Below are 14,453 nucleotides of genomic sequence, written 5' to 3' on the forward strand. Positions count from 1 at the left end.
CCTTCATTTCCCTGATTTAATGGTGCCCCCATTGAAGATGGAGATAGAGAGGCTCTTCCTTGGGATGTCCCCCCGATTCTTCCACTGTCCTGAGGTGATGAAAAAATAGGAAGCAGTCCCTTTATCGCAGGGTCGACCACGGTGAAATTACGGACCTTTTTAAACATGTCTTGTACAAGTTCAAGATAAATACGTGTTCGCGTTACTGCCGGAGCTTTTTCATATTCTTCTAAGATTTGCTCGAATCGGGAAGCATCACCGATGGCGCGATTCACAACTGCCTCTCGGTAACCGCGTGCTTCAGAAATTCTTCGGTTTGCTTCACCATGCGCTGCAGGGATTTTGCTGTTCTGATCCTCGAGAGCTTTGTTTATCTCTTGCTTTTGCTCTTGAAGTGCCGAATTGACCTGGTTGAAAGACGGTTGTACGGGCTCTGGGGGAGCCACGTCCTGAAGAATTACTTCCTCTATCGAGATTCCCATTTTGTAGGTCTCATCAATAACTTTTTGCATATCAACCTGTACGGCCGACTGTATTTCTCCTCGACCCGTAGTGAGAATATCGTTAATAGACCTATCGCCAACGACCTTACGCATAGTGGTCTGAGTGAGGTCACGAATGTTCTTTACTGGGTCCGCAACGTTGAAAAGGAAGTCTTTGGGATTAATAACACGATATTGTACAACCCACTCAACGTCGGCTACGTTCAGATCTCCAGTAAGCATGAGCGACTCTTCGTCGACATTCCGTTTCCCGCTCGTTCGTGAGGAACGCAGGAAAATATTATCTCTTGAGCGAGAGTCTGTCGTTCTCCTATCCAACCCGAGCTCTCGTCCCGTCGGGGTAAACCCAAAAGCTTCTTCTTGAACTTTCGTCGGAACAAGGACAACCCGATCCACACCAAATGGCAGCTTGAAGTGCAGACCTTCATCAGCAATCCGAATGAATTCACCAAAGCGAGTTACTACCCCCTTCTCTTGGGGTCGGACCATGTAGTAAGAGGAGAAAATACCCGAGCCGATTACAATAGCGAGGATAACAAAGAGCAGTGCACTCGGTCGGTCAATGATATCTTGCAGGTATTCCTCAAAAGATCTTTCAGGTCCGTTTCCATTATGCCGCCTATTCCAATTCATATTAACAGTATCCTTAACTTCATGTTCTTTATCTTCATGAGCTATTCTTTTTCCTCGTGCTACATGCCTGTAGTGACACGTGCCTAGAGTATTACAGCCCTCTTGCCCTAATGGTTCCTTGGTTCCACCAATGGTTCCTTTCGACGGCGGCTCCTTACTATCATACTCCTTGCTCTGATAGACGAGGGGGAAATAGCATATTTCGGAGAGCGCAGCTGCTGCCGTCGACAGCCACTCGTATAGCAACTCCCTTCATGGTTTCTCCCTCCGGTATCCCACTCAGACAACCTACTTCCGATAACCGACCTACGATAACCCGACCTACGATAACCCGACCTACGACAACCTACGAGTTTTTCGAGACAATGAATCTCAGGAGACAAAACCTGAGAGCATCGCTTTTTGTGACCCCAGGAGGAGAGACGATCCTTAACAAGAGAACTATCAATTTTGGCATCTCAGCACAATAATTTCTTGGCGAAAGGGTACGAATGTTAACTTTTATCAATCTCTCTGCTCGCTATTTTTGAAGGAGAGAGAGGAATACGTTTCCCATGAGGGTCATTCCTGGGCTCAGGCGTTGCACGAGCGAGAGCGTGGTCTTGTGATTCCGAGGTAAAGTGTTCAAGAGCTTCAGCAGTTTCATGGACATGATCCGGCTCAACTCCGGCTTCTTCAACAAGGTAGCTCTCGAGTAATCGATGAGTTCTGATCAGTTTTCGCGCTTCATTTCGACCATCTGCTGTGAGCCCGACAAGCGCTCCCTTCCTGACAAGAAAATTGTTATCAACAAGTCTCTTGACGGTGCGCCGTTCTCGCTTTCTATAGTCCGCAGTATCGGATGTAGCAGATGACTTTTTAAGAATCTCTTGGACGGCTGCTTGTGAGAAGAGACGAGTTTCTTTACTAGCGTCTTCCTCTAAACGGAATAGCGCGGCGAGAATATCTTCTTGTAGGATTCTATTTTGCAGCACATTTTTTCTATAACGACGCCCTATAGTCCCATAGCGAGGTGAGAAGCAAATTGAGCCGATCAGGAGGATGCCTCCCAGTGCAGCAATCATCCCAGCAGCATTCAATGAGGAGGAGCTCCCAAGAATGAGAGGCAGAAATACTGCTACACAATATCCTCCTACGCTCATGAGTATTGCAAACAGAACGCTGAGCATGAGTTGCGTATTCAACTTATCGGTGAACAGTCGCGCACATGCAGCTGGAGAAATAATCATCGCAATAACAAGAATAGAACCGACCGCTTTAAAGGAAGCCACCACGGCAACCGCCAGCACAAGCATCAGCAGGTTGTTAAGCATGTTGCTTGAAAATCCCATTGAAGTCGCAAGTGTTGGATCAAAGGAGGAGAGAGTTAGCTCTTTCTTGAATAGGAGGATGATGAAGAGAACCGAAAGAAAGCAGAGCGCTGAAGTTATCAGCTCCTCTGGAAGCAATTGAAGAGATGATGCCGTTAGCAATGTGGTGATATCGGATGGTGGAAGCCAGAATATGCTTTCAAGTTGCCCGTAGAGTAAGCAATCAGCATCGAGATCCACATGTCGTGCAGCCGCTTGCTCTATTAGTAATACGCCCAAGGCGAAAAAAAGTGGGAAGACTATCCCAATTGTTGCACTTGTTTCAACAAAGCGATTCCGACGGAGGAATTCGATGCAAAGTGCGCTTACGACACCCGCAATAGCTGCTCCCAAAAATACTGATAGGCTGCTTCGATGAGAGGAAAGAAGAAAAGCAATAACAATTCCTGGAAGAACAGAGTGAGCAATCGCATCTCCCATGAGACTTTGTCGCCGTAAGATCAGATAATTCCCAAGAAGTCCACATGCGCTTGAGGATAGGATCGCAGTAAGGAGTGGAGGAAGGTCAATAGCGATGAATTCCCAGGAAGTCATAATTCTTGCCCCTGCTCATTCTCATCAATGGGGTCTTGGCCTGCACCTTGAGATCTCTTTTCTAGTTTTTCAAGAATATCTGAAGATATGAAGTGCTCGACATAATCAGCAGAGAGATCGAGATGAGAAGGAGGAAGCTCCTCCTGGACGGAGGAGAGATAGGCCTCCCATAAGTGATGACTTTTTTCTCGCATCTGTCCTATGCGGTATCCTTTCGTAGTGAGTTGTATGCCCTGAGAAGAAAAGTATGCAAGCCCTCGAAGACAAAACAGGAGTGAATGAATGATGCGAAGACTGAGAGACCAGTTTTGAGCTATGCTTAGCTCGCTATAGCGTATGAGTGGGAGTGGTGAAGAATCGAAGGGAGTGTTCTTTTCTGAAAGACAGCCAATAACCTCTCTCAGAACGTGATCCCGCAATACTCGTAATCGTAACCGAAGTTGTCTGAATCCTGATGCGATAAGACCTCGCTGAGGTGCGAAGAGTAGGCTACAGAAGAAGAATACTCCTGCGGTAAGGGTAATCACAGCCCCTGCCGGGAGACGAGGAAGAAGGGCGGAGAGTCCTGAGCCGAAAAAACCGCTTGCACCACCAATTATTGCGCTGAGCAGGGTCATGGTAGTTAGCCGATCGGTCCAGAAACGTGCTGCTGCAGGAGGAATTATGAGAAGTGACACAATGAGGAGTACTCCCACAACGTGTAGCCCTGCCACTGCTACGACCACGAGGAGTGTCATAAGATATAAATCAAGAAGGTGTACTGGCCAGCCATCAGAGCGCGCAAAATCTTCATCAAAGCAAATAAGTCTTATCTCTTTGAGTGGAATAAGAGCTCCAATGGTGACAAGGCAGGCAATCAACAGTAAGAGACGTGCATCATCATAATTTAACGAAGCAGTTTGTCCAAAAATAAAGTGGCTAAGACCGCCCTCGTCGCCAGTCCCGAGCACTTGAATTACGCTAATCAGGACAATGCCCAGCCCAAAAAAAGAGCTGAGTACAACACCGATAGCAGTGTCTTCATGGAGACGAGAAGAGCGAACGATCCACTGCACAAGTCCTACACCTAATATCCCTGTAAAACTTGCTCCCACAAGAAGTGAGGGCAGGTGCTTCCCATTGACTCCGATTGTCGTTCCAAGGAGGAATGCAAGAGCTAGGCCTGGAAGTGTGCAGTGAGCAATCGCATCTGCCATGAGTGCTCGTTTTCGGAGGATGCTCATCGTTCCAACGACCCCTGCAGCGATTCCCAGTACCGAGGTGCCGAGCAGGACCAGATTCGCATTTAAGCCACTCTGAAATGATACGATACTGATCCATTCGCTCCAAAGGGCGGATTCACTGAAATGTGCTGTGGAGAGGGGTGTTGCCATAGCTCTTACTTAACGCGCCCCACTACTCGGGAAGCTTTTCTCCTCTGGTCGCTCTGGCAAGCGCCTCACCCACTTCATCGAGGAGAGATAGTTTTCCACCAAATGTTTTTCTGAGGTTGGACTCATTGAAAACATTCTCAACTGCGCCATGAGCAATGATACGAGTATTAAGCATGAGTACATGCTGGAAGTATTCTTTGACCGTTGAAAGATCATGGTGTACCGCAATGACAGATTTACCACTTTTTCGCAGTGTGTGGAGAATTTCGATAATTGCTTTTTCCGTTGTTGCATCAACACCTGCGAATGGTTCGTCCATGAAGTATAACTCTGCTTCCTGAGCAAGCGCTCTTGCCAGAAAGACTCGTTGTTGTTGGCCGCCGGAAAGTTGATTAATTTGCCGAGAGGCAAAGTCAGAAAGACCGACTTGATGGAGGTAGTGCCGAGCAGCCTCTTGATCTGCTTTTTTCACTCTTTTTAGCCAACCAATTTTTCGGTACCGCCCCATACAGACAACTTCAAGCGCCGATATAGGGAAATTCCAATCTACGGATTCTCTCTGAGGGATATATCCGATGCGATGCTGTACCTCGTGATATGCTTTGCCCCAAAACTCAACAATTCCCGTCGCACGGGGGATCAGTTCTAGGCAGGCCTTGATCAGAGTCGATTTGCCTGCCCCGTTGGGTCCGACAATCGCAGTGAGTTTTCCGGTAGGGCAATCAAACTCCATATCCCATAGGACGGGTCTTTGGTCGTATGCAACGGTCATGGAATGCACGGAGAGAGGATTTGCTGCGCTATGCTCGGGCATAGCCTCAAGAGTTTGAGTTCTTCCGATTTGTTTCTTTCCACTCACGAGAGATCCTCCTTGTGTGACTGATTGGGCTCTTTTCGCATAGCAGTTACGAAAGTAGTAATGTTGTGTTTTATCATTCCTATGTAAGTCCCTTCTGGGGTTCCTTCTTCACCCATCGCATCAGAGAAAAGCGTGCCTCCGAGTTGTACGGTATGTCCTTGTGCCTCGCTTCCCTCTCTGATTGCTCTTACATTGCGGTCGGAAACAGTACTTTCAATGAATACGGCTGGCACTTCACGTTCGATCAGTTGGCTGACTATTCCCTTAATATCGCGAATCCCTGCCTCAGATTCAGTGCTGATTCCTTGAATGCCAATTACACGAACGCGGTAGCGAGTCCCAAAATAGTGAAATGCATCATGAGCGGTCACAAGCACTCTTTTGCGCTCAGGAATTAAGCGAATTGAATCCGAAGCAAATGCGTTGAGTTCATCAAGTTGAGAGAGATAATTATTCGTGTTTTTACGAATGACGGATTCCATGTTTGGGAAATGCGTAATCAGTGAATCCGAAATGATTCTTGTTACTTCTTTCCAGAGGATGGGATCCATCCATATATGCGGGTCATAAGCTTTAGTGTATTCCTCCGGTGCGTGAAGAAGGAGGGGATTGAGCAAATCTCCAACAGCAATCACATTCTGCTTTACTTTTTGAATTCGCTCTAAGGCATGTGCAAAACGACCTTCAAGTTTCAGGCCGTTGAGAAAGATAAGATCTGCTTTTAATAAAGATGCGATGTTGTCCCTCGTTGGCTTGTACATATGAGGGTCAACTCCAGAACGCATCAGATGTTGAACGTGCGCATGCTCTTGAACGAGATTTCTTATCGTGTCTCCTAACATGCCGGTGGTAGTAACAATGATTGGTGTTCTGGTATCTGAATATGAGGTGGAGGGCGAGAGCAGAATGCAAAGAACAAGAGCTGTAGTTATTCGGAGGGTGATGAGAGCATGATGCTTGAAGGAAGCGTCAAAGCGCGTAGGGTCCGCTGTGCAGTTTGCATTCCAGTTGGAGCACAGAAGCTTCCTAGACCCATAAGTATTCATATTCGTTTTTCTTTGCGTACCTTACTATTATCAGTGTAGCATATGCTACATGTCAAGGTCTCGAGAGGACAAATCAAGGTTTTATCTGGGTGCTTTTATGGTGGAAGAGAGAAGATGAGGAGAAAACCGAACAAAGATAGTAAAAAGCGGCGTGAGCCCAGAGATTCCTCAGATGCGAAGAGTTTGAGTTTTCGGGCAAGCCACTTCGAGACGAAGCGAGAGCAACACAATCTTGAGGCCGCGGAAGATTATACTGAGCTCGTATACGAACTTGAACAACGGATTGGTGAGGCCCGTACCGGCACAATAGCAGAGCACCTCGGCATCTCCCACGTTACGGCACTTCGGACGATTAAGCGATTGCAGGCACTTGGATATCTGAAAACGGCACGTCAAAAGCCAGTAGAACTTACGGCCAAAGGAAGAAAGCTCGCTATCGCATCCAAAGCTCGTCATGAGATGCTAGTTGATTTTTTTGTATCATTAGGAGTGCCAAGAGAGATAGCCGAACATGATGTGGAGGGTGCAGAACATCATTTTAGCAAAGTTACGCTTCGAAGAATCAGGCAGGAATTAGAAAGACGGACGGACTAATCCGAATCTTATCAAGAATCTTCCCTCTCTACTTACTGACAAGACTTAAAATCGTTTCTCGAGATTTTCTGATTACGAGGTCAATCTCATCTGAGGAGATTAAAAACCAGGGCGTATAACGGAGGGAGTTCTTTCCTCCATGGATGACATTTACTCCTGTTCTTCTCAGCCGTTGCTCAGCCCCATCATTTCCAACGACAAGAATCTCTGGCGAGAGTTCTGCTGACAAGAGGAGTCCTGTGCCCTGAACTTTTAGAATTAAGTCGGGAAGCTCTTGCTGAAGTGCTTGCAGCTTTGTAAGAAACTCTTTCCCTTTCGAGCAGATATTCTTTTCCAAAGATGGGGAGCATGCCTTTAAGACTTGAGAAGCAACATCAAGTGCGCGAGGAGCTGCCGTCATTGTATTTCCATACGTGCCTAACGCATATTCGTCAGCAGCCCACTGTTGCATTGCCAAAACGGAAAGTGGATATTGCCCGCCATTGAGAGCCTTAGAGTACACCTCCATATCAGGCGGTTCGCAGGTTTCAAACTCTGGATAGTCAATAACACTTAAGACTCCATGAGCCCTTAGACCAGCTTGGATTGAGTCGATGATGAGGAACGATCCGTGTTCTTTCGTCCGTGCTCTCGCAGCATCATAAAATTCACGGGAGAGCGGATAGCCTGGATTCCCTTCCCCCATGACAGGTTCAAGGACCAGGGATTCGATGAAGCATTCTTCTCGAACGAGATTGTCAAAAAGTTCGTGAAATCGACTCACATCGTTTACGGGGACTTCAATCCAGTCTGAATGATCTGAGAAGGACGCCAATGCAGCCTCATATTTATTACTGGTTGAACCTGAGATTCGCGCAGCGCGGTAAGTGCGGCCATGGAATGAGCCTCGAAAACTCATTATTCGGACACGTTTCCCTCTATGCTGTCCCCCAGTATCTGTGGCTTTCTTCGCATGTGCATCGGAGATTCTCAGAGCGACTCCCATCGCCTCGGAACCGCTGTTCATAAAGATAAATTTAGAGAATGGACACTGCTGCGTTGAGTGTTTGTGACCAATCAAGGCCTTTAACTGTTTGCCGGTGCGATGCTGAGAAAAAGAGGGTGTCATGATATTCGCCATTGTTTGACGAGTTGCCATTGCTTCTCTTATGCAGTCTGGATCATGGCCATGCCCGAGCATTCCATACCCACCAGCTTCATAGATAACGGCTCCACCAGCGGTAACTATCCAAGGCCCGCGTGCAGCAAGTGGAACGTATGGGCTTGAAGTCTCGGGAGGATAGAAATTTAAGAAATCTTGTCCCAAAGATTGTTGAAGCGCATCTTCGGTGAGTTCTTTCAGTCCAGGAAACTCCAGATCGATGAATTGAATATTGTCGATTGCTTGCTCAATAGCCTGTCGTAATAGGGGATCACGCGAGAAAAAATATTCAACTTCATCGTTTGAAAGGCCGCAAACGCTACTCTGTCTCGTGAACGCGCGGAGTTGCTCCAGTAGTTTTACTCCAGTGTATCTCATGCCTATTTTCTATTCCCCCGATACAGCCCTCAACAACAAGAATGGTTCCATTGCTGATAACTCCTGCTATGCCCGCTTAGGAATTAGCGAGAGTGCCTTTGGACGGCGACACTCAGTGAATACCATCTCCTTTGGATTCAACCCTTATTACCGTTATTATAGCGGCGCATTCAACAAAGGGCGAGTTCTAAAAAGAGTAAGTATTGAGAAATATTGAGCAAGCGTCCATACTATTGTTCACTACCATGATGTACTTGGAGCTCTACAGAGTGTTATGACGAAAAGCGAGAAGAATGCAATCTCTCCGCGGAGGGGAGAAGATTACCCTGAGTGGTACCAACAAATAGTCCGAGCTGCTGATTTAGCTGAGAACTCACCGGTCCGTGGATGTATGGTCATTAAGCCTTGGGGATACGGAATCTGGGAACGAATTCAAAGAGAGCTCGATGATCGAATCAAGGCTACAGGCCATGAAAATGCATACTTTCCACTTCTTATTCCGCTAAGCTTTCTTGAGCGAGAGGCTGAGCATGTCGAAGGATTTGCAAAGGAGTGTGCGGTCGTTACTCATCATCGATTAGAAGAAAGAGATGGAAAGCTCATCCCAGCAGGTGAGCTTGATGAACCATTCGTCATTCGACCAACATCGGAGACGATTATCGGAGAAACCTTCGCCAAATGGGTTCAGTCGTATAGAGACCTTCCCTTGTTGATCAATCAGTGGGCGAATGTGATGCGCTGGGAGATGCGGACAAGGTTGTTTCTGAGAACTTCAGAATTTCTCTGGCAGGAAGGGCATACCGTACACGCTTCAGAGGCAGAAGCGATGGAAGAGACGATGAACATGTTAGAGGTGTATCGTGAGTTGGCAGAGGATGTAATGGCGATGCCAGTCTTCACGGGCGAGAAAAGTGCAGGCGAACGGTTCCCAGGGGCTGAGAGAACGTTCTGTATCGAAAGTATGATGCAAGATCGGAAGGCACTGCAGGCAGGCACCTCACATTACCTTGGACAAAACTTTTCAAAAGCGTCTGGAATTCGATTTGTAGACGAAAGTGGAGAAATCCAATTTGGATACACTACGTCTTGGGGCGTTTCCACCAGACTAGTGGGCGGACTGATCATGACTCACGGGGATGATGATGGATTACGCTTGCCTCCAAAATTAGCTCCACAACAAATTGTTATTCTCCCCGTTATTCCAAAAGATGAGCATCGGGAAAGTGTTCTTGCATTTGCTGAGAGCCTTCAAAAGGAGCTTTCCTCCCTTCGCTATTCTGACGAGCGTGTTCGAGTGGTGGTTGATAAAAGAGATCTTCGAGGTGGAGAAAAGTCCTGGCAATGGGTTAAAAAGGGTGTTCCGATACGAATAGAAGTAGGTCCACGAGATATCGAGAGTGATAAAGTCGTTTGTTATCGACGAGACCGTGGAGTAAAGGATAAAGAGTTCTTCGATAGAAGAGAGTTTGTCTCGCGCGTGCCAGAGATTCTGGAGACTATCCAAAACACCCTCTTTTCTGAGGCCAAATCGTATCGTGACTCGCATGTCAATACTGATATCACCAGCCTTGACGAGATGAAGGAGTTCTTTACTCCGCAAAATGTCGAGAAGCCCGAAATTCACGGAGGATTTGTACGGGCTCCCTGGTGTGGCGATCCAGATACGGAACAAACGCTAGCCCAAATGAAGCTATCTATTCGATGTCTCCCATTCGATGGCAACCATGCTGAAGGAAAGTGTGTCGTTTCGGGCCGACCTGCTCAGCGCGAGGCGATAATTGCAAAATCATACTGATTGAAAGCCTGAGAGATAGAAATGAATAGTGAAAAGTATCCCATTGCAGTCACGACATTTTATACCTTTGCTCCCCTTAGTGAAGAAACGCTCAACGAATGGGAACAAAAAATCTTTACGTTTTCTGAGTCGAGTGGCTTATTTGGGCTGATTATTTCGGGTGCAGAGGGGTTAAATGCGACCGTTGCTGGCTCAGATGATACCATCGGCTCGTTTAAAGCACTTATTCGTTCAATCGATGGATTTCAAGATACTATTTTCAAAGATAGTAGAGCGGCAAGCATTCCATTTAAGCGATTTAAGATTAAGCGACGTGACGAGATTGTTACTCTGAAAAGACCAGAATTTGTGCCTGCTTCATCAAACAACAATCACCTTTCACCAGAGGAGTGGGAGAAGGTGCTCCAAAGTGAAGAGGATTACGTTCTGATCGACACGAGGAATAGCTATGAGGTTGAGGTTGGCAAGTTTGAAGGTGCCATTGATCCGGAAATGCACATGTTCAGTGAGTTTGGCAACTTTATCGATCGAGCTGAGATTCCGAAAGAAAAGAAAGTTTTGATGTATTGTACCGGAGGTATTCGGTGTGAAAAAGCAATTCTCGAAATGCAGTCAAGAGGCTATGAAGATGTCTATCAGCTAGAGGGAGGTATCCTTAACTACCTCCAAAAATATCCCAATTCAAAGTATGAAGGGGAGTGCTTCGTATTTGATCACCGCGTTGCAGTGAATCAGGAGCTGCTTCCATCGACTACCTTCAAATTATGTCCGCACTGTGGAGATCCGGGCAATGTACGTGTGAGCTGTGCTCTTTGCGAATCAGAAGCCATTGTGTGTGCGGAGTGCAGGTCTCTCAGTTATGGAGAGACCTGCTCAAAGAACTGTGCGTATCATCTGCGAACTCAGTCGATAGGTTAGTTTGCGAGATCCTCGACAATGATCAATATGCAGGATGCCAGCGTTGTATTGTTGAAGCACAGTTGTTTGCTTTAACGACTGACTCTTGCTGCGCCATCAGCGATCGGAAAAGAAATCGTTCTTCCGTCCGTTAGCTGTGCAACGACATAAACATTATCAGGGTAGCTCTTTCCGGAGCGCGAAAATCGAAAATGCGCTCGACCTCCATTATGAGAATCCCCACTAAATCGCCCTTCCTCAACAAGATTTTCTTTTGAGGGAGGCATTGCTTCATAGATGCCGGCCGAGAGAATATTCCCTGTATATTGAGATGGAAAGAGTACCACGAGCTTTCCATCGCTCTCTGAGCTTGGTTTCCAAAGGAATTCGCCAGACCCGCCAGAGGCATGCGTTCCAATGTTGTGAGTTGAAGGCAGGGTGTTTGATGGCGCATTTAAAGCGCGGCTCCCGATGTTGAGTTCTCCCGATTTTTCGCGACTTAGGATATCGATTGCTTTACGCGTAGCCTGGGACACAGACGCCGTTGCAATTGTATCATCGCCTGGTCCACCGCGGCCGTCATACAACGCATCAAGCCGTTCATCGAGTTGTGCAGCGCGAAATGAAATTCCGTTAACACGTTCTGCTACATCTTTCGTAACCAGACCGTTCTCTACAAGCGATGAGAGGGCAGATTTAACCGCATCTTCAGCTGAGAGTCCTTGTTTTTGTGCTTTCTTAAATTGCTTCTCATAAGCACTTGCCAGAGATTGATCTTGCTCTTCAAGTAGGTAACGAACAAGCGCATGCTGAAAGGCTTCCTCATCAATTTCCCCGGTATTTCCAATCTTGAAAGGATCGCTATCAAGCGGGGGTGGAGCAGAGTTATCGAGTCCCATCTCACCATTTAACGTATTGATTCGTTGAGGTGTTAAAGCAAAATCGATTCTTGAGAGTGATTGCAGCGACGGATTAATATTCATATTCAACTCCAGCGTTAAGTGAAAGGATGTCTCGTTCTCATTGTTATTCGTGAGGGTCGAATGATTTGTTTCGTGAATGAGTGCGGTTTATATCGAAGTGTCCCGTCTTATGTGCTGATTACACAGTGGGTTCCGCACTGACCTTGTCAATTTCGATTTGAATCAACGTTCATGTTTTCGAGTGTTGGAGCTGGTCTCGCCTTAGAGAGCAACAGAACGCTCTGCTTCTCGTTCCTCGTGATAGGCCTCGAGGTCCGCAGCACTCATCTGTATAGAGAAGAGTTTACTTAAGTAGGCTCTGCCTGAGTCTGCCAGGATACAAACAGCCACATCGTCTCGTTTTAGGTGTTGAAGTTGTGTCGACAGCGCATAGAGCACTGCGCCACTACTTGGTCCGACCAGATATCCCTTCCGAGCATACTCTCGAGCCGTTTGAAAGGCATGCTCATCATAAATGGGCACCACGGTATCAACAAGTTGGCGCTGTAGAACCTCTGAGAAGACATCTACTCCGATACCCTCAACTGCATAAGCTCGAGGAGTTTTTGCAGAGAGAAGCGAATGGGCAGAGTCCGCACCTGTTACTACTATTTGGGAGTTTTTCTCTTTCAGAAACTTTGAAGTGCCAGAGATTGTTCCGCAACTCCCCATCCCACAAAAGAAATGAGTTATCTCTCCATTTGTCTGTTCCCATATCTCGGGGCCAGTGGACGCGTAGTGTGCTTCTGCGTTTTTTACGTTGTAATATTGATTTGGCATGAACGCCCCAGGGATCTCTTGAGCCAGCTTCTGCGCTCTCTTGCTGTACGAGTCAGGATCATCGTGACTAGAAGCATCAGGAGCGATGTGGAGCTCTGCGCCATAGGCTCGGAGAGCAGCTTTCTTCTCAGAGCTGGTGTGTTTTGGAACAACGATGATGACACGATATCCCTTGACGGCTCCTATCATTGCAAGAGCAATTCCCTGATTGCCCGACGAGCCCTCAACGATAGTTCCTCCTGGCTTTAAGAGCCCACGTTCTTCGGCATCTTCTACCATGTACAGGGCAGCTCGGTCCTTGATACTTCCCCCAGGGTTAAGAAACTCTAATTTTGCGTATACGGTGGCCTCGGTCGGGAGATCTAAACGGACGAGTGGTGTGTTACCGATCAGAGAAAGCAGTGGATTCTGGAGATTTTGTAGAGTTTTTGTCGTCATTTCTTTTTCGTTTGTTATGCCACTTTTTGAATGATATCGATTATTTTCCTGTTAGACATCTTCATCGGAGCAATGCTACTCATGTGCTCTGCTCGTTGCGATATTTCAGACAATATCCTCATACTCACATATGTTCATCGTCTGAACGGTTTTGTTGATGCGACGCATGAGACCAGTGAGAACTTTACCGCTGCCAAACTCAACACTATTCGTTACTCCGCATAATTGAATCGCACTTTCTACACATTCAACCCACCGTACCGAACCACATACCTGTTTTACAAGGTTTTCTCGAATTATCTTCGGATCTTCCGTGAGTGCAGCAGAGACATTTTGAACGATTGGAAACTGAGGGGTATGAAGCTCTACCTCAGCAAGTAACGGGGCCAGTTGTTCTTCAGCTGGCTTCATAAGGCTACAGTGGAACGGAGCGCTCACCTGAAGTTTCTTTATCTTCCACGCAGGATTTTTTTCACAAAAAATTTCAATATCACCCGCCGTACCAGCAAGTACCACTTGTCCAGGAGCATTGATATTAGCCATTTGTACTGTCGTCCCTGCGCAGTCGGTAATAGCAGCCTTAATTTCGCTCAGCTCTTTGCCGAGTACAGCAATCATACTGCCTTCGCCTTCTTTCACTGCTCCTTGCATGAATTTCCCCCTATTATGGACGAGGAGGAGTGCATCTCGGAATGAAATTGCTCCGCTTGCCACGAGCGCAGAGTATTCGCCAAGGCTATGTCCTGCAGCTACTTTAATCTGGATATCAGGATTTTTCTGTCTCCAGGCTTCATAAGCGATTACACTGACGGTGAGTAGGGCGGGCTGAGTAATCTCGGTTTTCGTAAGTTGTTCTATCGGTCCCTCAAAACAAACCGTTGATAGCTTCATGGAGAGCGCGTCATCTGCTTCTTGGAACCGTTCTTTTGCATGTGAAGAATTCTCGAAGAAGCTCTTGCCCATACCGACCATTTGAGCGCCTTGTCCGGGGAAAAGGGCAAAAATTGATGCATTTTCCATGTATTCATTTCTCCGTAAAATTAAGGTGGAAAGCTTATCGAGTTGACCAGATTTTGTCCATTTTTTCAGGTGGATACCCAGACTTTCCAGAGGAAATCACTATATGTAATCTTAATGGGTTATAGAAGAT

The 14,453-nt window shown here is 46.8% G+C and carries 12 protein-coding genes; 3 read left to right on the forward strand and 9 right to left on the reverse strand.

Annotated elements, in window-relative coordinates; all coding sequences use genetic code 11:
* The 5 genes from hflK to EBR25_04195 form a co-directional block, all read right to left on the reverse strand.
* Positions 1-1,136 (reverse strand): FtsH protease activity modulator HflK (hflK, locus tag EBR25_04175; GenBank protein ID NBW40186.1); only part of this gene is annotated, 1,136 nt, incomplete at its 3' end.
* Between the two features lie 494 nt (positions 1,137-1,630).
* The gene (locus tag EBR25_04180; GenBank protein ID NBW40187.1) at positions 1,631-3,040 is read right to left on the reverse strand and encodes an iron ABC transporter; all 1,410 of its coding nucleotides are present in this window, start codon (positions 3,038-3,040) and stop codon (positions 1,631-1,633) included.
* Positions 3,037-4,413, reverse strand: a complete 1,377-nt coding sequence (locus tag EBR25_04185) for a hypothetical protein (protein ID NBW40188.1) — start codon at positions 4,411-4,413, stop codon at positions 3,037-3,039. The genes EBR25_04180 and EBR25_04185 overlap by 4 nt, the downstream gene beginning before the upstream one ends.
* A 22-nt stretch (positions 4,414-4,435) precedes the next feature.
* Positions 4,436-5,227 carry an ABC transporter ATP-binding protein gene (locus EBR25_04190; GenBank protein ID NBW40189.1) on the reverse strand — a complete coding sequence of 264 codons (792 nt, stop codon included), beginning with the start codon at positions 5,225-5,227 and terminating at the stop codon, positions 4,436-4,438.
* A gap of 41 nt (positions 5,228-5,268) precedes the next feature.
* Positions 5,269-6,318, reverse strand: a complete 1,050-nt coding sequence (locus EBR25_04195; GenBank protein NBW40190.1) for a manganese transporter — start codon at positions 6,316-6,318, stop codon at positions 5,269-5,271.
* 114 nt (positions 6,319-6,432) lie between these two features.
* Between EBR25_04195 and EBR25_04200 the strand changes: the two genes are divergently transcribed.
* Entirely contained in the window at positions 6,433-6,912 is a 480-nt protein-coding gene (locus EBR25_04200; protein NBW40191.1) for an HTH domain-containing protein, read from the forward strand.
* 28 nt (positions 6,913-6,940) lie between these two features.
* On the opposite strand, the gene EBR25_04205 is transcribed toward EBR25_04200, so the two are convergent.
* Positions 6,941-8,431 (reverse strand): aminotransferase class III-fold pyridoxal phosphate-dependent enzyme, encoded by a 1,491-nt coding sequence (locus tag EBR25_04205; GenBank protein ID NBW40192.1) that lies wholly within the window; start codon positions 8,429-8,431, stop codon positions 6,941-6,943.
* A gap of 274 nt (positions 8,432-8,705) precedes the next feature.
* Here EBR25_04205 and EBR25_04210 point away from each other — a divergent pair, with 274 nt between their 5' ends.
* A complete protein-coding gene (locus EBR25_04210; GenBank protein ID NBW40193.1) occupies positions 8,706-10,226 on the forward strand; it encodes a proline--tRNA ligase in 1,521 nt (506 codons plus the stop codon).
* 21 nt (positions 10,227-10,247) lie between these two features.
* Positions 10,248-11,144: a hypothetical protein gene (locus EBR25_04215; GenBank protein NBW40194.1), complete on the forward strand. Its 897-nt coding sequence runs from the start codon at positions 10,248-10,250 to the stop codon at positions 11,142-11,144.
* Positions 11,145-11,215: 71 nt separating this feature from the next.
* Here the strand turns inward: EBR25_04215 and EBR25_04220 are convergent, their stop codons facing one another.
* From EBR25_04220 to fabD, 3 genes are all read right to left on the reverse strand, one after another.
* Entirely contained in the window at positions 11,216-12,106 is an 891-nt protein-coding gene (locus EBR25_04220) for a hypothetical protein (GenBank protein ID NBW40195.1), read from the reverse strand.
* A 201-nt stretch (positions 12,107-12,307) separates the two neighbouring features.
* A complete protein-coding gene (locus tag EBR25_04225; protein NBW40196.1) occupies positions 12,308-13,303 on the reverse strand; it encodes a cysteine synthase family protein in 996 nt (331 codons plus the stop codon).
* Positions 13,304-13,408: 105 nt separating this feature from the next.
* A complete protein-coding gene (gene fabD, locus EBR25_04230) occupies positions 13,409-14,323 on the reverse strand; it encodes a [acyl-carrier-protein] S-malonyltransferase (GenBank protein ID NBW40197.1) in 915 nt (304 codons plus the stop codon).
* Positions 14,324-14,453: the final 130 nt, after the last annotated feature.

The organism is bacterium, from assembly GCA_009926305.1.
Taxonomy (GTDB): domain Bacteria; phylum Bdellovibrionota_C; class UBA2361; order UBA2361; family RFPC01; genus RFPC01.

What these genes read in the sequence shown, in the direction of transcription:
- EBR25_04180 (NBW40187.1), bottom strand. Translation starts at nt 3,040, where the DNA reads ATGACTTCCTGGGAATTCATCGCTATTGACCTTCCTCCACTCCTTACT.
- EBR25_04185 (NBW40188.1), bottom strand. Translation starts at nt 4,413, where the DNA reads ATGGCAACACCCCTCTCCACAGCACATTTCAGTGAATCCGCCCTTTGG.
- EBR25_04190 (NBW40189.1), bottom strand. Translation starts at nt 5,227, where the DNA reads ATGCCCGAGCATAGCGCAGCAAATCCTCTCTCCGTGCATTCCATGACC.
- EBR25_04195 (NBW40190.1), bottom strand. Translation starts at nt 6,318, where the DNA reads ATGAATACTTATGGGTCTAGGAAGCTTCTGTGCTCCAACTGGAATGCA.
- EBR25_04200 (NBW40191.1), top strand. Translation starts at nt 6,433, where the DNA reads ATGAGGAGAAAACCGAACAAAGATAGTAAAAAGCGGCGTGAGCCCAGA.
- EBR25_04205 (NBW40192.1), bottom strand. Translation starts at nt 8,431, where the DNA reads ATGAGATACACTGGAGTAAAACTACTGGAGCAACTCCGCGCGTTCACG.
- EBR25_04210 (NBW40193.1), top strand. Translation starts at nt 8,706, where the DNA reads ATGACGAAAAGCGAGAAGAATGCAATCTCTCCGCGGAGGGGAGAAGAT.
- EBR25_04215 (NBW40194.1), top strand. Translation starts at nt 10,248, where the DNA reads ATGAATAGTGAAAAGTATCCCATTGCAGTCACGACATTTTATACCTTT.
- EBR25_04220 (NBW40195.1), bottom strand. Translation starts at nt 12,106, where the DNA reads ATGAATATTAATCCGTCGCTGCAATCACTCTCAAGAATCGATTTTGCT.
- EBR25_04225 (NBW40196.1), bottom strand. Translation starts at nt 13,303, where the DNA reads ATGACGACAAAAACTCTACAAAATCTCCAGAATCCACTGCTTTCTCTG.
- fabD (NBW40197.1), bottom strand. Translation starts at nt 14,323, where the DNA reads ATGGAAAATGCATCAATTTTTGCCCTTTTCCCCGGACAAGGCGCTCAA.